At 35.4% G+C, this 21,025-nt stretch carries 20 protein-coding genes and 1 pseudogene; 19 read left to right on the forward strand and 2 right to left on the reverse strand.

The features are described from left to right. Window positions 1–314 precede the first annotated feature (314 nt). On the forward strand, window positions 315–2,999 hold the full coding sequence (locus tag WH188_RS20360) for a PAS domain-containing sensor histidine kinase (protein ID WP_339424583.1): 2,685 nt from the start codon (window positions 315–317) through the stop codon (window positions 2,997–2,999). A gap of 137 nt (window positions 3,000–3,136) precedes the next feature. On the opposite strand, the gene WH188_RS20365 is transcribed toward WH188_RS20360, so the two are convergent. Beyond that, window positions 3,137–3,883: a dienelactone hydrolase family protein gene (locus WH188_RS20365; protein WP_168127036.1), complete on the reverse strand. Its 747-nt coding sequence runs from the start codon at window positions 3,881–3,883 to the stop codon at window positions 3,137–3,139. Window positions 3,884–4,304: 421 nt separating this feature from the next. Here WH188_RS20365 and WH188_RS20370 point away from each other — a divergent pair, with 421 nt between their 5' ends. The 7 genes and pseudogenes from WH188_RS20370 (at window position 4,305) to WH188_RS20400 (ending at window position 11,522) form a co-directional block, all read left to right on the forward strand. After that, window positions 4,305–5,534, forward strand: a complete 1,230-nt coding sequence (locus WH188_RS20370; RefSeq protein ID WP_339424584.1) for a hypothetical protein — start codon at window positions 4,305–4,307, stop codon at window positions 5,532–5,534. A gap of 276 nt (window positions 5,535–5,810) precedes the next feature. Further along, a complete protein-coding gene (locus WH188_RS20375) occupies window positions 5,811–6,209 on the forward strand; it encodes a hypothetical protein (protein ID WP_132767820.1) in 399 nt (132 codons plus the stop codon). A gap of 162 nt (window positions 6,210–6,371) precedes the next feature. Then, entirely contained in the window at window positions 6,372–7,310 is a 939-nt protein-coding gene (locus WH188_RS20380) for a ketopantoate reductase family protein (protein WP_183913555.1), read from the forward strand. Between the two features lie 177 nt (window positions 7,311–7,487). Beyond that, window positions 7,488–7,982, forward strand: coding sequence for a GNAT family N-acetyltransferase (locus WH188_RS20385; protein WP_132767824.1), 495 nt, complete (start codon window positions 7,488–7,490; stop codon window positions 7,980–7,982). 194 nt (window positions 7,983–8,176) lie between these two features. After that, window positions 8,177–8,935 (forward strand): annotated as a pseudogene (gene bla / locus WH188_RS20390) (class A beta-lactamase). An 841-nt stretch (window positions 8,936–9,776) separates the two neighbouring features. After that, complete coding sequence (locus tag WH188_RS20395) at window positions 9,777–10,220, forward strand: hypothetical protein (protein ID WP_132767828.1); 444 nt, start codon at window positions 9,777–9,779, stop codon at window positions 10,218–10,220. A gap of 195 nt (window positions 10,221–10,415) precedes the next feature. Beyond that, window positions 10,416–11,522, forward strand: a complete 1,107-nt coding sequence (locus WH188_RS20400; protein ID WP_132840195.1) for a serine hydrolase domain-containing protein — start codon at window positions 10,416–10,418, stop codon at window positions 11,520–11,522. Window positions 11,523–11,685: 163 nt separating this feature from the next. Here the strand turns inward: WH188_RS20400 and WH188_RS20405 are convergent, their stop codons facing one another. Beyond that, a complete protein-coding gene (locus tag WH188_RS20405) occupies window positions 11,686–12,423 on the reverse strand; it encodes a hypothetical protein (RefSeq protein ID WP_339424585.1) in 738 nt (245 codons plus the stop codon). A gap of 595 nt (window positions 12,424–13,018) precedes the next feature. Here WH188_RS20405 and WH188_RS20410 point away from each other — a divergent pair. From WH188_RS20410 to WH188_RS20460, 11 genes are all read left to right on the forward strand, one after another. Next, window positions 13,019–14,344, forward strand: a complete 1,326-nt coding sequence (locus WH188_RS20410; protein ID WP_168126422.1) for a hypothetical protein — start codon at window positions 13,019–13,021, stop codon at window positions 14,342–14,344. A 9-nt stretch (window positions 14,345–14,353) separates the two neighbouring features. Beyond that, window positions 14,354–14,764 (forward strand): Dabb family protein, encoded by a 411-nt coding sequence (locus WH188_RS20415; protein WP_132767836.1) that lies wholly within the window; start codon window positions 14,354–14,356, stop codon window positions 14,762–14,764. A gap of 29 nt (window positions 14,765–14,793) precedes the next feature. Continuing rightward, entirely contained in the window at window positions 14,794–15,270 is a 477-nt protein-coding gene (locus WH188_RS20420; RefSeq protein WP_260291952.1) for a hypothetical protein, read from the forward strand. Between the two features lie 123 nt (window positions 15,271–15,393). Beyond that, on the forward strand, window positions 15,394–16,080 hold the full coding sequence (locus WH188_RS20425) for a response regulator transcription factor (RefSeq protein ID WP_132767838.1): 687 nt from the start codon (window positions 15,394–15,396) through the stop codon (window positions 16,078–16,080). Next, window positions 16,077–17,450, forward strand: coding sequence for a sensor histidine kinase (locus WH188_RS20430; RefSeq protein ID WP_339424586.1), 1,374 nt, complete (start codon window positions 16,077–16,079; stop codon window positions 17,448–17,450). The genes WH188_RS20425 and WH188_RS20430 overlap by 4 nt, the downstream gene beginning before the upstream one ends. Before the next feature lie 114 nt (window positions 17,451–17,564). Next, a complete protein-coding gene (locus WH188_RS20435; protein WP_132767842.1) occupies window positions 17,565–17,792 on the forward strand; it encodes a hypothetical protein in 228 nt (75 codons plus the stop codon). Window positions 17,793–17,917: 125 nt separating this feature from the next. Next, on the forward strand, window positions 17,918–18,631 hold the full coding sequence (locus WH188_RS20440; RefSeq protein WP_132767844.1) for a DUF4397 domain-containing protein: 714 nt from the start codon (window positions 17,918–17,920) through the stop codon (window positions 18,629–18,631). A 370-nt stretch (window positions 18,632–19,001) separates the two neighbouring features. Further along, window positions 19,002–19,337: an antibiotic biosynthesis monooxygenase family protein gene (locus WH188_RS20445; RefSeq protein ID WP_132767846.1), complete on the forward strand. Its 336-nt coding sequence runs from the start codon at window positions 19,002–19,004 to the stop codon at window positions 19,335–19,337. Between the two features lie 23 nt (window positions 19,338–19,360). Continuing rightward, window positions 19,361–19,768, forward strand: a complete 408-nt coding sequence (locus WH188_RS20450) for a GNAT family N-acetyltransferase (protein ID WP_339424587.1) — start codon at window positions 19,361–19,363, stop codon at window positions 19,766–19,768. Between the two features lie 41 nt (window positions 19,769–19,809). Continuing rightward, on the forward strand, window positions 19,810–20,268 hold the full coding sequence (locus WH188_RS20455) for a GNAT family N-acetyltransferase (protein WP_165905821.1): 459 nt from the start codon (window positions 19,810–19,812) through the stop codon (window positions 20,266–20,268). 437 nt (window positions 20,269–20,705) lie between these two features. After that, a complete protein-coding gene (locus WH188_RS20460; RefSeq protein WP_021189210.1) occupies window positions 20,706–20,906 on the forward strand; it encodes a hypothetical protein in 201 nt (66 codons plus the stop codon). Window positions 20,907–21,025 lie beyond the last annotated feature (119 nt).

Consider the following 21,025-nt stretch of genomic DNA (forward strand, 5'->3'; position numbering starts at 1 on the left):
AGAGTAAATTTAAGAAATAAAAATGAAATCATTTTAAGCGTCACCCTGCTCGTACTGCTATAATACGAATTAAAACGTGCGGTAAAGGTATAAATACGTATATTTTATTAATTTTTTATTTATAGTTCTACAATAAAGATATTCATGATATTTTTGACCAGCAGAACATAGCATAGCAGTTTTTTTGACATTGACCGTTTATATTATTTGCCTAAGAAGGGCAGGCTTTTGGACTTTACTATAGCATAATAGCAAGTTTTTGATACATCTACCTGCGCGACAATCAGCTACTTTCGTATTTTATTTTGTAATGAATGAATTTTAATGATAACCATCTACTAAAAGCCTTAGTAGACACTGCACCAATTGGAATTTGTATCCTCAATTCGGATGGTTTTATTGCCGAATTAGCCAATGAGAAGTTTCTCCAGATCGCAGGTAGAAGGGAAGAGGATTTAATCGGTAAATCTTATTGGGAAACATTTTCAGAAGTGAGGGAGCAATTTGAGGATATTTTATGTCATGTTGTTTCTAATAATAAGGCCTATCATGCCGATCAGGTGCCAATGATTCTTATTCGCAACGATAAGCAGGAGCCTATTTATGTAACATTTGTTTATGCACCGATGGTAGATCTTGACGGTAAAGTCCATAAGGTAGCGATATGGGTTCAGGAAAATACGAAAGAGGTCATGGAACGTGAAAAAGATACTGCTTTAAATACCGCAATGAAAATAGATCGTGACCGTCTGCACGATTATTTCCTTCAGGCACCTGTTGGGATTAGTGTCATGACTGGCGAGAATCTATTAATAGAATTTGTAAATCCCAATTATCAAGCCATGTTGCCAGGTCGCTCACTTGTTGGCCGCCCGTTTTTCGAATCTCTTCCCGAAATTGTTGATACCGATATTGCACAAGCTTTAACCGATGTCTTTAAAACAGGTCTTCCTGTTTCTTTTCGTGATCGCTTAGTCGCTATTTCAAAAGAAGAAGATGGACCGACAACAGACCGTTATTTCGATTTTAGTTATGTTCCCCGGTTTGATTCTAACGGACAAGTAGACGGGGTTTTTAATTTTGCTTTCGAAGTGACCGCGTTCGTTCATAGCAGAAGAAAAGCGCAACAGGAAAGTAACAACATGTTGCAGATACTGGATATGCTTCCCGCTTCGGTAGTCGTGATCCGCGGGTTTGATCTTGTCGTAGAAATGATCAATGACTCCAATCTTGCTTATTGGAAGAAAACAAGAGAGGAAGTTGTCGGTAAACCCTTCCTTGAAATCCTTCCTGATCTTGCTGACCAGCCTTTTGCAAGCCAGCTTCGTCAGGTCATGAAAACAGGCCAGGTGATCGATGTAAAGGAAAGTCCGGTTATTTTCACAAACGCTGATGGTACCATGAGAGAAACCTACGTGGATTATACCTATCAACCATTGTCAGATCTAGATGGAAATAGAAATGGTGTGCTGGTGATGTCTTTCGAAATTACGGATCGTGTTCACGCAAGAAAGCTGTTGGAGCAATATGCAAATGAGCTTGCGGAAACAAACGAACTGCTTGCCCACAGTGAATCCAGATTTAAGTTTCTCATTCAGGAGGCACCCGTGGCAATTGGCGTGCTTCAGGGTAAAACACTGATCGTGGAGACCGCTAATGAAAAAATACTTGAAGTCTGGGGTAAGACCAGAGAAATTGTGGGTCTTCCATTAGCGTCGGCATTACCTGAACTTGATGGTCAGCCTTTTCTTGAAATATTGGATGATGTATTTGCAACAAGAGAACCATTCTATGCTAATGAAATACCAGCATTGCTTGAACATGGAGGGACATTAAAACAATTATTTTTTAATGTCGTCTACCAGCCTATTTTTGATCAGCATGATAACGTTTCTGATATTGTAATTGTAGCAGTTGATGTAACCGAGCAGGTAAATTCACGAAAAGCATTAGAGATCAGCGAGCAGCATTTTCGCAAGTTATCTGATCTTGTTCCTGTTAAAATATCCAATGCACTTCCAAACGGAGAAGTAACTTTTTTCAATCAGGGATGGCTTGATTTTTCAGGGTTGAGTTTCGAAAACCTCCGTGATTTTGGTTATTTTCAGATGATACACCCGGATGAAGTAGAGAATTTTCAACAAGGGCTCTTACAAGCATCCAAAACTGGAGTTCCATTTATTTCGGAGATGCGGTTTAAAAATAAAGATGGTCAGTATATCTGGCATATTAACGTTGCTTCTCCTGTGCTTGATGCTCAGGGAGAGTTAATCATGTGGGTCGGTTCTACAACAGATATTCAGTCAATCAAAGAAGAAGAGCAACGTAAAAATGATTTTATAGGGATGGTATCCCATGAATTAAAAACACCGCTTACATCCCTAAATGGCTATTTGCAGATTTTACAGTTAAAACTAAAACAAGATGATGGTTTAGCATTCGCGGAGCATGCGCTAGAGCGTTCATTAAAACAAGTCCGGCTAATGACCTCCTTGACAAATGGTTTCTTAAACGTATCACGTCTGGAATCTGGAAAAATGCACATAGAAAAATCAACATTTGATCTTCGTGGATTATTTAAGGAAACCTGTGATGAATATCGTATTCTATTTCCGAATAATAAAATCACATCCAAATTTAGTGACGAAGAAATTCCAGTTTATGCCGATCGGCAGAAAATAGCACAGGTATTTAACAATCTGATCGGAAATGCAGTCAAGTATTCACCAGCAGCTAGTGATATTTGGGTAACTGTTGAGCAAATTGGTACAAGGGCACGGGTTATGGTATCTGACCAGGGCATCGGCATAAAACAAGAAGATTTATCAAGGCTTTTTGAGAGATATTACCGAGTGGGCGATACGACTGTTTCTGGATTCGGTATTGGGTTATATCTAAGCATGGAAATTATTGAGCGCCATGGGGGCAAGATCTGGGCAGAAAGTGAATTAGGAAAAGGTTCTAAATTCTTTTTTGAACTGAATATATATCAAAATTGATAAAAAAGATCTTTTACGATCTTCCAAACAGCTATCGACAATAATTTTTCATTAAGGATTTAAAAACAGAAGGTATTCAACAGAACAATGACAGGAGCTATGCACAGTGCAATGAAATCGAATCAATTTCCTGAAATCTATAGCTGTTTACTAAATAGCCATTTCTGAAGTTCATCTGTTAGTAAATAAGGGATTACAATGTTGTTATGATCGAGATTTTTAAACGTTGTGAAGACAAGCTTGGCATTACCATCTAATTTTTTGTATAATACTTCGCTTCCGCTGTATGGATTACTTGTGTCTTTTTCTCCATGAATTAGCCAAATATCCTTATGCTTTAGTTTATCAAGGTTTGATAAGTCAGGAACAGCGGCTATAGAAACTATTGCGGCAAATTTTTCAGGGGCTAGGTTGATCAAATTTTGAGCTGTTGATGCGCCCATAGAATAGCCAATTAGATAAATTCGATTCAAGTCAATATTGGGATGTCCCTTTTCTAGTTTTTTAATCAGAGTCAAAATTTGAATAGCATCTTTTGATGGACTAGCTGTCAACATCCCTTCCGCATTCTGCGAATAGGTAGAGGAACGCTGTTCAAATTGAGGTGCTAATACAAAGCAATTAAATTTGTCAAAGATATCATCCCTTACCCAAGTTCGAGCTAAATGTTCCAATTGATTTTCGTTATCATTGCCTTGTCTTGAAGAATTATGAAATGTAATTACAAGCGGATATTTTTTAGTTGTAGTAAAGTTCTTCGGAAAAAGGAATCGATAGGGGATTTTAGTACTTTCATTTGTAAATACTTTTTTTTGAAATATATCTACGGGTAATGCGCTCAGTATATTTCTAGTCTCTGTAAACCTGGTGCTATCAATAGACATTTCGTTATATAAATGTGTTTGCGCATGGGAAAAATTGCAAATCATTACACTGAAAAAAAAGATGATTTGCAGTTGGATTCTGTTGTTATACATTTCGTTTTCTAGTTCGGTTGACTAAATTACATTTTTTTATTAATCTCACTCCATGAGATTTTGTTTACGAGCAGTTTAATCAACTTCACGATGGTTGGTTACGATCAAAAGACATACTCCTTCAAAAGGATTATGGGAATTGGAGTGCAATGAGCGTGAAGTGTAAACAAGTAAACCTGATCAAATCGTAAAAGGGATAAAACGTATTGTAAATATCTTCTTGTTTTATCATTTCATACATTAATTTAGTCCCTGTTAAGGATTATATCTGAGCCAGTAACAATAAATTACCAATAGTTTAGATCATTAAAAATTTAGAAAGATAAATATGAAAAGAATATATCAAATAATTATTATACTTTTTTTTCTAACCAGCAGTAATTGTTCAAATGGTCAATCCAAGCAGGAATGTCTTGATATGCTCAATGATAATCTACTGTTGCTTGATAACTTCTTGCATGCCGATAAATATGAACCCTCGGATCTCCGAGATTTACGGGCTAATTTTAGTGATCTGCAAGATCTGACGCAAAATGATAGCAAGATAGAGGAAAGCTATTTTTTTCCCAAAGGATATCCGCCAATAACAAAATATGTATATCCTAATACATTAATTGAAGTCCGGTTTGATCGATTTAATATATCCAATATCCTTGGAGATGGATATAATTTTACTTTAGATTTCGTAGATAACATCCCGGATGCAATTTTTAAAGTAAAAAAAATATACTTTTTAGATGGAACAATCGAAGGGGGCGAAGACATTTCGGTTGATAAAATAATTTCCCCGCAATTTGGTCATCAAACGTTGGTACTTAAAGGCACAAAACCAATCAAAAGCTTTGATTATAGTATGGAGACCAATTTAAGCAAGGAAATTATTTATGAAATTAGTACAGCAGGACAAACCATACAGACCTCTGCAGGGCAAATCGAAATCGTACACTATGGCAATGGATATGTACGCGTCAAAGTTCCTGAATCAATGCGGCATGTCATAAAAATTGAAGCAGAAAATGCACAGGGTCACAAATTGTCAAAAGTGATGTCTGGAAACGGAGCTGCTTATAAAAGTGAGTACCTCAGACCTTATATAGCAGCTATTAAAAATGCCATAACACAACTTGAGAATGATAAAATTACATGTGCAGAAGCCTATAATAAGTTTTCATATGAGCAGATTATTGCAGACTTACAGCGCAAGGAGAACTCTTTGTTTCTAACTGAATATTTTGTTTCTGATTTTAAGAAAGCATCTATCGTATTTTGGGATAAAACACAATTAGACAGAAAGCACTATTTGCGTAATTCCGTTGACCAGTCTGATGGAGTGCCTGAAACCTTTTATGAAAGATGTGCTTGCGCTGTCGCACAGGATAAAAAGACCGAATTATTTGGAATTATTGGTTTGGATGGAAACTGGATCATCGCACCAAGTTTTTTAAAATTAACTCCCAACTGGGGAAATAAGAATTTATTTAGAGGACAACCATCTGATGAAGAGAAGAGTTATGAATATAGGTATGATAAGGAAAAAAAATCCTTGACCAAAATGTAACCCCTTCCTAAGTAATAAACGACTCTAAAGAATACATACAATAAAAATATCTCCTTTCTTTTGGCATTATATGGAAGTGTCCTATAGTTTAGAGGAAATGTATGGGTAATGATATCAACAAGTACGGCATTACCTTCATTAATCAGTATATCTTTATTCCTAGAGAAATTGCTTTGATAGCGTTTCATGCAGATAACTTACCATCTCCGGGTTAATTATAAAAATACATATATGGCTCCGTTGGTATGATATTTGGTTTAAAAGAGAAAACTTTATATGGAAAGAGCTATTAAAATATTTTTGATGGTGTGTGTCGTTAGTTTTATTTGCGGCAGTTGTTCAAAAGAATCTGATTCAGATTCATCAAGCTATCAGATCACTTACACTTTAAAGGGACCTGCCACAACGGCACAAGTTCAATATACCCCTACAATTACAGATCCTTACAATATTCCAGATAACTATGAAGAGATTGTTAGCGTTCCTTGGCAAAAGACAGTAACATTGATAGATGCTGTGGGGGGAGCAGGCTTTTCCGTATCCATCGACGGCGGAATACCCGGAGCGAAATATCAGATGTCAATTCTAGGTAAAGATGGTAGTATCTTAAAAGATGGAGAGTTGGTTCTGGATAATGAAGGCTATGGGGTCTTTTTGATAAACTATTATAAATAGTTAAAGAGATCAATACTAAAATAGAAATGAATAGAAAAGAGCTTATGAAATTTACAATTCATAAGCTCTTTTTCTATACTTTGATTTTATTTATAAAATTGACAAAACTTAGTTTATATTCACTTTTGATTATTTTTATTGATAAACATAGTTAAACAAACAATGGAACAGCATATATTAATTGTGGGATTAGGCGGAGTAGGCGGATATTTCGGTGCCATGTTAGCACGAAAGTATGAAAACAGCGATATTCATATTAATTTTTTGGCACGTGGAAATCACCTTAACGAAATACAGCAACAGGGATTAACTGTTGTTTTGGAAAAAGAGACCTTTACAATCAAACCTTATAAAGCTTCGGATCAGGTGGAAGAGTTCAATACGATGGATTATATATTCCTATGCACCAAATCGTATGATCTTGAAGAGACAGTGAGTTCGTTACATACATGTGTGGGCCCAAGCACAGTTTTTATACCACTGCAGAATGGCGTCGACAGTAAAGAGCGTATTAAGAAATACTATCCAAATAATTTAGTTGTCGATGGTTGCGCCTATATTGTATCTCGTTTGAAAGCGCCCGGAGTTATTGAAGTAACGGGGAAATGGGGTACCATGAATTTTGGATTAGATGGAGAACATGATGTACGGCTAGAAAGGTTACATGATCTTGTTCAAAAAGCCGATATCCATGTGAATTATTCAGATAAAATAGAAAAAATAATATGGGATAAGTTCATATTTATATCTTCTATGGCGACGGCTACCTCTTATTACGATTGCTCGATTGGTCAAGTTATAGAAGATCCAGAAAAAAGGCATGCTGTTATTAGGCTTATTCAAGAAGTTGAAGCCTTAGCACTACGAAAAGGGATTGTGGTTTCAAAAGATATTGTGAATGAAACGTTATATAAAATGGAACAGATGCCCTATGATGCGACATCATCTATGCATACAGACTATATCAATAAAAAACCACAAACAGAGCTGGCATCGCTAACACATTATGTCATTTCTGAATCCACGAAGAATAATCTTCCAACAATAGTCTATCAGTGTATGTATGATGACCTTCAACAAAAGACAATGTCTGATCGTTAATTTTCGAAGATATTTAATTTATATCAATTCAAAAATTAATATAGTATATAAGCAGCGGGTCATTATATGTGGCCCGCTATCTAATAAGATCAGTCCCTACAACACGCGTCGATAAGTTTTATGAAAGTTAAAGTAGAAAAGCCACATGCGCGGAGTTTCATTTTAGAAATATAAAATATGCAGATAACCTTAGTCAAATATGTAGCAGCAGATTTTGATTATTTCAAAAGACTGGTCAGTGATTTGGAGACAATGAGATACATAACTGGAATCGAGTGGGAGGAAATCGAGGCTAGATTACAGTTTGACGCAATGCTTGAAATCAATGCTGTAGAGGAAAGTTTAGGATTTTTTAAGGTAGTTAATCAGAAAAACGAATTTATAGGAAATTGTTCATTGGAATGCTATAAATACGATGCTGCAATTCTTGAAATAGGATATGTTCTTAAGAGAGAATTTTGGCGAATGGGTTATGGATCAGCAATTCTACAACGGCTCGTCCATAAAGCTAATAATTCATTCCCAGGCATGGATGTGATTGCCATTATCGATCCAGAGAATCAGGCATCAAGAAAATTACTTGAGAAGAATGGTTTTGTTTGTTATTTTAAGGGGGTGGAAGACAGTAAGTTTGCTGAAAAGTTTATCCTTAAAAATTTTCACACATACTAAACCAACATTTATTCGTTTTTTATACTTTTACTTTTATGGTCAATTTCAAAAATATGAAGTACATTTTAGTTGTACTATTGTTTATTCCACAGCTGATGCTCGGTCAACAAAAGAAGTCTATTCAGCAACTTCAAGAAAGGATAAAACACATTATAGATACTACTGGAGGAAATATCGGAGTAGGGGTACAGGGAATGGATTTTAAAAGTGGTTTCATCATAAACGGGAACCATGAGTATCCAATGATGAGTGTTTTCAAGTTTCCGCTTGCTTTTGCTATTCTAGATAAGGTAGATAAGGGCGAACTGAAACTCAGTGATAAATTTCATATGCCGAAAGCATCTTTGGATACCAACACATAGAGTCCGATGGTAAAAGATTTCCCTAATCAGGATCTTGATGTCACTTTAGCTGATCTGTTAACTTATGCCGTTTCAAAGAGTGATAACAATGCCTGTGATTTTCTATATACAAAAGTCGCTGGTGGCCCAGTTGCGGTAAATCAATATCTCCATCATGCAGGTGTAAAAGATATCTCGATCGTCTATACCGAAGGAGAGATGGAAAAAGATTGGGCCTTACAATATAAAAATTGGTGCAAACCTGCAGGAGCGATTAAATTGCTGCAGCTCTTATATAACCAGCAATTACTCTCAAAAACGAGCAACGATTTTCTTATCCAGATAATGAGAGAATTGCCTGATTGGGGCAAAAGAATTACAGTTCTTCTACCACCGACAGCTGAATTAATTCATAAAACGGGTGCGTCAGGAGTTAACAAAGAGGGGAGAATGGCTGCATTTAATGACATCGGTATTATCACATTACCCAATGGTCAACATCTCGCAATAGCAGTATTTGTCTCTGATTTTAAGGCGCCCCAACAAAGAGGCATAAATGTAATTGCAGCAATTTCGAAGGAGATCTGGGATTACTATGTATCAAATCCATAAGGAGAACCATAATTTTTTTAGTAATGGCTATCTTTAATTCAAAGTATATGCCCTTCATAAACATCAAAAGGGCCTAATTTTCATTAGACCCTTTATCTTGGCGTTTAACTGCACAGTAATTTTTGTGTTTCTTATCGTTTCCTCTTTTTTGTTTCGTCATCCAAAAGATTATGGGTCAATTGGATTTATTACTGTACTACGTCATTTATCATTTTACACTTTTTTGGGAAAGTATGTTTGTTATTGTTTCTTATAATAAGAACACCTGTTGCCTAAAATAGTTTGAAAAAATTTGAAAGAATTACATCAATCTATTACCTTCATTCATCGAGTTTTCTTTAATAGTTGGTCAGAGGCATTTAAAGCAGTTTTTTATTGATGATTTTAATATGCGGTCAAATATTATGTGGCACCACAAGCAAGTCTTTCGGTAATATCTTGTTCTACTTGTGGCCGTATAAACGCTTAGCATTAATGTCATCATCAATTTGAAATGATGCAAAACCTTGCAATTTAAGTTCATTATTGAATTCTGAAATGCTGGAGACCATTTTCGTTTCCATCGGTAAAAGTTAAGAAAGTCAAATTTAATTGTCGTTAATACAATTTCACTATAAAGCGATTTGTATTTTTTAAAATCATATTTCCACTCTTTTGAGACATAGCTAAAAGTACGGATTCCAATTAATCAAGTTGTTTCTATATATGAAAACATAGTCATCATGAACTTTTTAAACATTAATTTTCCCTTATTTGAGAGTATTCTATTGCATTATTAATTTAAAGCTTTATTTTTGTGGTTGTTACATTATAATGAACAGTATTACAAAGTTGTTTTTTGATGATGGATAATAATTGTGATTTAATCTTAGGATCATTTTATACTAAAAAGTTAGTAGATCAACTTCAGCTTTCGATGTGCATATTTCTAAATAAAGAAAGACGTAAGGCAATTGGTTTATTTTTGGCGGCAGATAAAAATGAAGAAGGGGAATTATTAATTAGTTACGTACAAGATAATATTGGTAAGCCTTTATCACTGATTATAAATAAAGATGTGGTATTAAGCAATATCAATCATAAAAAAGAAAACTTTTATTATTGGCAGGGCACTGTCGGTACAATTCGAAGTTTGTTGCAGCTATTGGATTTCTATTGTATTAATGAGTTAGGCCAAAAACCTGTTATTTCAATTGTTAGTCATCCCTTTGTTATCGAAATCATGCATATGTTAGAGGAAATTGAAAAGAGAAATCTGCAGATTGAAGCAAAGCTAAAGCTTTAAATTCGTTTGGATACTAAATATCCGACGTTAAAAATTGAAGCTTTGATGGACAAAAATGAGCTAATCCTTTTCCTTTGTTGGCCAAATAAATTTTTAACTGAAGTCTTTTTTAAATAAGTTTCAATACGATTTGGTCTTTAGTAAGTAAGTTGTATATTAGATAATTAACTGTTTTCGCCTTTAAATTCCTTCTATATGAACAGAAATCAATTTGTATTCATTTTTATGGCAATTTGTATGCTGACCATGTTGTCAAGTTGTAAATTTGGTCGTTTCATATGGTATAATTTTGCAGACATTGATGATTACAAAATTTTTCCCACCCGGGAGCTACAAGCTTCTACAAAGCCTTTTACTTTCTATACAGCAAGTAAGGAATCGGTTCCGAGCAATAGAATATATGAAGAAGTAGAGCTTTCGTTTGATAATTTTTTAGATCAGACAAAATCTGTCGCTTTTTTGGTTATCCGCAATGATAGTATTCTTTATGAACGTTATTTTGATGACTATGATACCGCTTCAATTGTGCCTTCGTTTTCTATGGCTAAGTCCGTTACTTCGATGCTCATCGGTTGTGCCATTGACGACGGGCTTATCAGTTCTGTTCAAGATCCGGTAAGTAAATATGTCCCTGAAATGGCAAAAAATGGATTTGATAAGGTGACGATAGAGCATTTGTTACAAATGACTTCAGGTCTTAAATTTAATGAAGGTTACTACAATCCTTTTGGAGAAGTCGCCACATTTTATTATGGCCTTGGTTTGCGCAAGAGTACCGAGAATCTAAAGCTGGAAGCAGAGCCCGGAACCCGCTTTGCCTATGCGAGTGGTAATACCCAGATTTTAGGGTTGGTGCTGGACCATGCATTAGCAGGAAAATCAATTACTGATTATCTGCAAGAAAAGATATGGCAACCAGTAGGGATGGAGTATGCTGCCTCCTGGAGTATCGATCAAAAGAAAGACGGTATAGAGAAAACCTTTTGTTGCCTGAATGCGCGAGCACGTGATTTTGCAAAATTGGGACGGTTGTACCTTCATCAGGGGAATTGGGAAGGAAAGCAGTTGGTTCCCGCAGATTGGGTGAAGGAATCTATACGAGTTGACAGTACCGGTGGAAGCTCTAAAAACTATCAGTACCAATGGTGGTTGCCTACACAGAATGGCGATTTTATGGCGCGGGGTATCCTTGGACAATATATTTATGTTAATCCACAAAAAAACTTGGTTATCGTTAGACTGGGACACAAAGTAGGCACCAATTGGAGTGAAGAGTTTGTACGCCTATCGGATGAATATTAAGGTGGGGTACTTTCTTTCTAAAATTCACCTATCTCAACAGTTTTAAAACAAGGAGGCTTGGGGTAGGGTTGTGGTATTCCTTGAGCATTCATCAAAATTATATAGTAGCGTTATGCTATCCAATATTGAAATTACCCAAAGTACTAAGGAAGTGCTCATTTTTTTACTGCTTAACAACCCTGTTGAATTCCTCCAATAGTATTTCATTTTCTGTTAAGACCATATTTTCTATATGAAATTTCTGATTGCGAAATTGCCAATTACGTGTTCCGTCAATAACTTTTGTTAAGTCCATTTTCTCGACCCTTACAAGTTCTTTATGAATATCGATCTTTAGGAAAGTCTTAGATGCAGGTGCAAACGTTTTAATTTTCTTTTCTTTACCATCTTCTTCTGTAGTCATGCTGTTAATTTCCAAAAGCAAAAGATGATCATAAATATGGTAATGGCAGAAATACGTTCTTTTAACATCTGTTTCCTGTATTATAGTAGCTTGGCCAAATGTTGTAAACTGAATTAAATCATGCGATGAATTCGGACCTTTGAACCAGTATTGGTCTGTTGTTAACCCAACGGTTCTTCCCATTTCGATTACATTCAAGCGATCATTTCCAAATAATACCGCTACTCTGGTATCGTTAAAGTCTTTTAACGTTAATTTGCTCGGAGTTTCTTCTTTAGAGACAGTTAGTCCGCTGCTATACTTCTTGTTTACACGCAGCCTAATTTCTTTTATATAGGGATCGTAGGTGTACGTTCCTTCACTGGTATTTACAGACCATATACCACCAGAATATCCATTGTTGTAGACAAAACTTCCATCATCAGCAAAATAAAAGTTTTTAAAGAGTGGGCCTTTAGACCATGACCAAAATTCATTAAATAAAAAGATGTTTTTCATTTCAAATGTATTTTTCATTTGTCCATACGCTACCATATTTAGTAGGAACATTAATTTTAGTAAACAAATTTTTATCATCTTTAAGCATTTAGTGAGCATGTCTACTCGTGAATCCCTTTACCAAAATTAGGATTATTTGACCCATTTCTATCATGCTACTATCCAATGGTATAAGTGCAAATATAGTATATATCACCAAATCATCTAAAATTTGTAACCCTTAATGCAGCGAGTAGCATCACTTTACTTTTGTTCAATACGTAAGGCCTGAAAGCAATTCTTTAATCATCTTAGCGTTTCCCTATTCATTTTATGAGAGTCCTAATAGATTTGTGTACAGATCTACTAAAAAATCAAGGAGCTCGACGATTAAATTTTTTTTCAATTTCATTAAAATTTAACGTTTTTTTCTCAAAGTGTATTATTCGTTTTTTGTAAAAAACCTAAATAAAGATTTATCTGAATACATAAATCTTTGCAATGCCTATTTAAAGCACCTTATTAATTCATATTTCTAATAGATTTCTAATTATTTGCCTCTATATTCCAAACTAAATTTGTCTTAACAAAAGAATCAAATTAAAGACAGATTATCATGAATAAAAAGCCGCTATTAGCGTCGTTGTTGTTGACCGTAGGTCTAACTGGTATACATACAAGTAATGCGCAGACAAATGATTTTGGAAATCCAAAACTCATACACTATCTAAATAAGGAGCATACCCGTTATGTTAGCTTCAGTGGCTATGCAGAACTTTGGGCACGTTACACACAATTAAATCCAGGCAGTCTTGTTAATAATGAGCAGGTAGGTAGTGTGTCCGATTTGTCCCTTCGTCGCATTCGTGCCAAGATGACGTATAAACCAACTGAAAATTTATATTTCGTATTACAGATGGGGCCTACAAATGTTAATGTGAACAGTAAAAATAACACCTATATGGATTTACTTGATGCGTATGCAGAATATAGCTTTAGTCCAAAGCTTGCAATAGGTGCCGGACGTTCGACCTGGAGAGGACTATCCCGTTTTACAACAGGCCCGCAAGCAACTTTGCTCTATGATCTACCTCTATATGCTACATCAAACACCGGCATTACCGATATGACTGTTCGTGAGATGAGTGCTTATATTAAAGGTCAATTGGGACGATTTGATTATCGCTTAGTCCTTGCTGATCCCTATACCGCTACGACTGCAGATCCAGCATTGAATGTTGCTAAATTCAGTAAAAATGAAGCCCGCAAAGATGTATCCGGCTATTTTAGATATGCCTTTTTTGACAAGGAAAATAATGAAACACCTTTTAATGCAGGAACATATGTAGGAAAGAAAAAGGTGTTAAGCGTAGGTGGAGGTTTTGAATATATGCACAATGCATTATGGCATTTAGATGCTGATAAAGCAATACAAAATGATGATATGAAAAGTGTTGCTCTTGATGTCTTCTATGATGCTCCTGTTAATAAGGAAAAAGGAACTTCTATCAGTGCATATGCTATGGCCATGCACAATGACTATGGCCCTAATTATATCCGGTTCTCTGGAACAAATAATCCAGCTACGGGAATAGTTGCAGCGAATGCAAGTTTAAATGGATCCGGAAATGCATTACCTACTGCGGGAACGGGTAATACATTTTATGCCCAAATAGGAGGTACATTACCTTATTTCAGTCGCAATAATCACAACCTGCAACTACAGCCAGCAGTCTCCGTACAATTTGCAAACTACAATGCTTTAAAAGATAATAGTGCAATATACGATGCCGGGATATCGCTATTATTTCACGGAAGTAGTAGTCGCTTGACTTTTGATGCACAAAATAGACCAATTTATAATTCGAATGCGGTAAACGAAAGTTTGGTAACAGATCATAAATGGGCATTTATTCTTAAATATCGAATTGATTTTAATTAAATATATAACATGAAAAGGAAAAATTTCATACAAACATTAGGAACAGTTGGCGTCTTAGGCGTTACAAGTTCTACCTTATTAGCTGCTGATCATAAAAAAAAGAAACCTGTGTTTTTTCATTATTTACTTTTTTGGTTAAAACCTGAGCTTTCAGTAACGCAAGTTGAAGAATTTAAAGAATTTTTTGAAGGACTTAAAAAATTGCCATATGTCAAAAATGTGCGTTACGGCAAACCAGCTGCTTCAAGTCCACGTACGGTTTTAGATAATAGCTTTACCTATAATGCAGCTATGGAATTTGATAGTCTCGAGGAGCTGGAAGCGTACGGCAAATTACCACAACATCTTGCTTTGGTGGCTAAGTACAAGCCCTATTTTGACCGTATGATGGTTCATGACACTGTATTTGAAAATTTGTAAAAAAATAATAGATCTTAAAATTAATAAAAATGAAAATTATCTCGAAAACAGTACTATTTTTCTGTTTAGCATTTATTGCTCCATCTTTACATGCTAAGGAAAATCATCGAAACATCAAATCGGTAAAAGTTGAAGAAGGTGAAGGTAAAATGCCTGCTATTCGATTAATCAATAATGCAGATGGAACTTGTACTTTTGAAAAAGGCTATATTCCAACCTTGAAACACGCGAGTACAACCACTTTTTGGTCGAGCAATAAGACCGAAGATTGGGAGAAAAATGCACATCCAGCTCCAAGACGTCAATACGTCGTAACATTAAAAGGCAATATTCGCTTTAAGGTGAGTGACGGCTCTACATTTTTGATCAAGCCAGGTGTTATCTTACTTGCTGAAGATTTAAAAGGTAAAGGCCATAGTTGGGAAATGGTACACTCGAAAAGCTGGGAACGTTTATATATACCAATACAAGATGGAGCTGACGATCTGTTTGTCTCAGATCACTAATCAAATGAATCATTAACTTTTGCTTTCCTTGCTGTTAGGTACATCAAGGAAAGCAATTGTATGTCACTATTTATCTGAGATTTCAAGATTTATTTTATTTAAAAAGTATCTACATTTGTTAATATGAGGGTATTAGTTGTAGAAGACAATCAACGGGTGTGTTCGGTATTGCAAAAAGGATTAGAGAGTCAAAACTATCAGGTAAATATTGCGCTTGATGCTGAATCAGCTTTAAAACAAATAAAGTTGTTAGATTACGATCTTCTTATTATTGATATCATGCTTCCTCGTATGAGTGGTATAGAATTGAGCAAACGTATGAAATGCACTTATCCTAAAATCCCGATTATCATGTTGACAGCCCTAGGTCAAATCGATGAAAAAATTGCAGGATTTGATGCAGGTGCAGATGATTATATGGTAAAACCTTTTGATCTTCGCGAATTATATGCCCGTATTGCAGCTGTTTTAAAAAGAAATAAAGAGTTTGGCAGTTGGGAAAATAATGAATCTTTAAACTATGATTCTTTAACACTGAATTTGAGAAGTAAAAATGTGAGTCGCGATCACATCGATATTAAATTGACTCCAAAAGAATTTGACTTACTTGTATTTTTTATGCGGCATCAAGAAACGTTATTGAGCCGTGATGAGATTGCTAGAAATGTATGGGGAAAGAATTTTGATACCGGAACCAATTACATTGATGTTTATATCAATTATCTCAGGAAAAAAATTGATAAAGACTTTATTACTAAACTCATTCATAACAAATCGGGGCATGGTTTTATCTTATCAAATAAAGAATGAAAATAGCTTCTCGTACTTCCTTAGTATTAACGTTATTCTCTGCGGCGATACTATTTCTTTTCGCCTACAGTATCTATTTCTTTTCTGAAAAAAATAGAGAGGAAGAATTTATAGACCGCTTGCGGTATAAAATTACCTGGCGTGCTGAATTTATTTTTGATGCCAAAGTCAGTGAAACGCAACTGCGTCAGATTCATGAACAAAATAAAAAAAAGATTAATGAAGCGCAGATAACAGTTTTTGACAATCAATTTAAAGAGCTTTTTGTTGATGTTGGCGAACAACATTATGATCGTGCCTTATTAGAAAAGATTCGGAATAAAAATTTTATGACCTGGAATCAGGGCGATGAGCTCTTTATGGGCATGCATTATCCTTTTCAAGGTAAACAATACTATCTGATTGGACATGCATACGACCAGACAGGTTATGCCCATATGCAACGTTTGAAGCAGCTCCTCATCAGTATTTATTTTGTTGCCATTATTTTTATATTTATAACCTCTTTTTTCTTTGCCCAGTACATTTTAAAACCCATCAAACATATCATTAATGAAATACGGGATGTCTCCGAACATAATCTTAGTAAAAGGGTATATTATCGGAAAGCAAAGGATGAGCTCTCTGAATTAATTGATACCTTTAATGGAACATTCAATCGATTAGAAAAGTCATTTAACAACCAAAGGCATTTTGTTTCCATTATATCCCATGAGTTTCGTACTCCCTTGTCAGCTATGATTGCAGAACTCGAACTCGCAAAAGAGCTAAATACAACCTTAGCAGATTACCAGCATTCTATTGATACCGCTTTATTAGATGCTAAGGAAGCAACAATATTATCCAGTTCCTTATTGGACTTTGCCCGTGCCAATTATGATAGTTCAGAAGTTAGCTTTAGTTCTTTAAGGCTAGATGAAATTCTTGTAGAATCAAAATTTATGGTCCAGGATAAAGATAAAGATTACCGTGTTAGCATATCTTTTAATTATGACCTGTTGCATAATGCAGAGGATCAAGAAGAAATTTTGGTCATGGGAAATGCCTATTTACTTAAAGTAGCTTTTGCTAATTTAATCGAAAATGCCTGTAAATACAGTTCAGATAAACACTGTCTAGTAGATATTATATACCATGAAGGGATAGCTATTGTACAGGTTTGTGATAAGGGGAGAGGCATTTCGTCAGAAGACTTACCACATATTTTCGAACTTTTTTACCAATCTGCATCTTCGCCAGGTCAGCATGGACATGGTATTGGACTTTCTATTGTTCAGCGAATTATTGATATGCATAAAGGTCAATTACAGGTGCAATCCGAACTTGGTCAAGGCTCTACATTTACGGTACAATTTAATAGAATTTCTTAATTTGTGGGAAGGATAAACGTTATCGACAATTTTATATAAACCTTACCAAGGTAAACCATATTCAATTCGGTCTCAAGAGATGATATTAACACATTTGTTTTAATTTGTAAAATTATGTCAAGATCAGTACGGAAAACGAAAATATTTGGAATTACAAACGCAAAGACAGAGAAACAAGATAAGAGAAGATGGAATAGAACTTTTAGAACAGTTTGTAGAAAATTAATTCGCCTTGAAAAAGAAGCTCCTGTTAAAATTCACAGTATCACTAATGTCTGGGATGGTGCAAAAGATGGAAAACGATACTTTAAAGATGCCACAATAAAACATATGCGAAAATAATCCGTCATACCGTAATCACGCAATTTTTTTATACAATATGTAGCACTAGCTGTTGCACCCCCGTTTATTATGATAACACTAGCGCAATGTGTATTTTTTAAATATAAGATTTAAGTTAACATATTATGAAAAAATACTTAAGATTACTAAGTTTAATAACTGTTGTTACTGCAGGAATTTTTGTGACCAGTTGCAGCAAAGATAAGGACGATCATCAACCTGTACCAGCAGCTTTATTTACGATGGTAAATGGATATAGTGGAGCAAAGGCTGTACTGTATTATGCAGACCGAAATATCCTTCAAAATCCTAATTTTCCGCTGTTATATAAATCGCAGAGTAAAGTAGCCCTATATCCGGGATCACGCAAAATAACCGTTACTGCTGGAGAAGGTAATTTGATCGATAGTACGATTGTGGTTAAAGACAGTACCATTTATAGTTCTTTTCTTTACGGAAGTAAATTAAAGCCAGTACAGGCAATTACGACAGACCGCGTCAACAAAGAGATCAAAAAAACAGAATCTGGATTACGCTTTTTTAATTTCTCTGAAGGTAGTGATCAAGTAACGCTTCACATCGGAGATCAAGCAGCGCCTGCAGCATGGACCGACCGTGCTAAAGAAACACAGCAATCTGTGACTGCAAATGAAGGTTTTATCGCACAAAAAAGTGGCACTTTCACAGTAGTTGCTAAAAATAAAGCAGGTAAGACGCTCGCAACACGTGAGCAAATTAAATTAGCTGAAAATCACTATTATTCTTTTATTCTGGTCGGTGATCCAGCTCAGGACAGTCAATCCGTATATTTAGGGTTAGTAGAGCAACATGCAAATTAGTCAAATTTAATCTCATCTATTTTAAAAGCAAACAAAGCCCTTATTTAACCATAAGGGCTTTATTTTTAGAGTATAAAATTATAAGAGCTTCATATACGCCTCGTTTAAATCATATGCCGGATAAAAGCATCTGGACTATCCGCTTTATTCAAACTGGATGATAAAGAAAGTCTTTTTTTAAGATAAATTTACATCGGAAGGAATGAAGCAATTGACTTGGCAATCAAAATATATAAGTTGCTGTCTAAGATAGAACCTTCAAATTATTCAACCTTTATCGGACAAATGATTTGCTGGTCATTTATAATATTTAGGTCAAGTAGCTGCATCCAAATATTGCAGCGATTTCTCATTTAATAAAAAAGAAGATATGATAGCAGTAATATTTGAGGTAGTTCCCAAAGAGGGAAAAAAAGAAGAGTACCTGAACATAGCAAAGGCATTAAGACCAGAGTTGGACAATATTCCGGGATTTATCTCCATAGAGCGGTTTCAAAGTCTTGTTGACCCCAAAAAAATTCTTTCACTTTCGTTTTGGGAAAATGAAGAAAGTGTGAGAGAATGGCGTAACCTTACGAATCATAGAAACGCACAGCAGGCAGGCAGAAGTTCGGTTTTCGACGACTACAGGTTACGTGTAGCAGCAGTAATTAGGGATTATGGTATGACTCCACGAGACGAAGCTCCTGCAGATAATATTTTTTAACGTAACCATAAAAAAATCTGAAAATGCTAACATACCAAATTGAAGATACAGTCGAAGCAGAGGAATTTAAAGAAGTATTAATAAATTCCACACTAGGAGAGAGACGACCAGTCGATGAGCCTGAGAGAATAGCAGGAATGCTTAAGTATGCAAATCTTATTGCCACCGCAAGAGATTCTGGAAAATTGATAGGTGTAGCAAGGTCTTTGACTGATTTTGTTTACTGCACCTATCTCTCAGACTTAGCAGTCGATGAGAACTATCAAAAGATGGGAATCGGAAAAGAATTAATACGTCTTACAAAAGAACATAGCCCAAAAGCAAAACTTATTTTATTAGCAGCACCAAAGGCTGTGGGTTATTATCCTAAAATTGGTATGACCCAATGGGAACAATGCTACGTATTGGATAATGTTGAGGATTTAAAATAAGTTGTCAAAGGATAATGGAAAAGTCTGTAATAATTAGGGAAATGCAAAAGGCGGACATCCCCGAAGTATTAAGATTAATGGAGGCAATAGTTGTTTTTGAGGGGGACACCGATTTTAGTCTTACGGAAAATGACCTGTTGAAACGTGGTTTTGGTGATAGACCCGAGTTTGGGGCAATCGTTGCACAAGGAGAGAAGAACCAGCTCATAGGCATAGCAGTTCACTATAACATTCCTTTTATGCATAACCACAAACCTTCATTGATGCTCAAATGGCTGTACGTTGATACCAATCACAGAGGAAAAAGTGTAGGTCGAAAATTGCTTAGGGGTCTTGCACAATATGCCATGAAACATGGATATAAAAAATTCAACTGGTTTGTACTCGGAAGTAATGTTGATGCCCAAAAATTCTATCAAAGCATTGGAGCAAACCCTGACAATAAATGGATTCGCTGGACAATTACACCGGACAATATGGTGCAACTGTTCAAAGAATAATAACAGTTTTTCTATTTTCTGAAATTCATATCTGGATAGCCATATTCTGAAGGATGATTTTACTAAATCCGCTCATGTACATGCCGTAGAACTAGGGTTGAAAGAAGCTGTCTTTACAGATAACAGCAAATGCCATGGTATACAACAGTTATTAGAAATAAATTTCGGCTATCGGATCTTCAACAACCACTTTCGAGAAGAAAAGTAGGATAAGCGTATGTACGAAACTAAGATTATAGGGCTACCTAAGTACACAACTACCTTACAAGGAAAGATCTGATCCATATATCCTCTTTACCCTTGAACATGGTCGCGTATGGACTTTCATCAGCGACTGCCAGATACAAGAGAACGTTAAGGCTCTAACTTATCAGTAGAAAAAACAAATGTACACTTTAGTTTGTTTAATAATAAATATATTATCAATTAAAGTAACAATGAGCCGAAATATATCACTCCATACTGATCTGCAGATCGTAAAGAAAGCATTCCCTAAGTTGCGAGACGAGCTTAAGCCACTCGAATATGACTACCTTACTTTGAAAACGATCAGGTCATTACTTTTGCCGAATATCCCATTATTTATAAAGACAATGAAGGAGCGGAGTTATGATTACGTGAAATGGAGTGGTGAGTAGTAAACATATCCGGTGTCTTTGAACTTCGAAAAGTGCACGGATGGGACAAGAAAGTTCCCTATTTTATGGGAGACAAAAGAAAAGAAATCTTTTATAACCCAGGACGCTATCAATGATCA

Origin of the sequence: Sphingobacterium sp. MYb388 (assembly GCF_037479535.1) — a bacterium.
In the GTDB taxonomy this organism is placed as follows: domain Bacteria; phylum Bacteroidota; class Bacteroidia; order Sphingobacteriales; family Sphingobacteriaceae; genus Sphingobacterium; species Sphingobacterium anhuiense.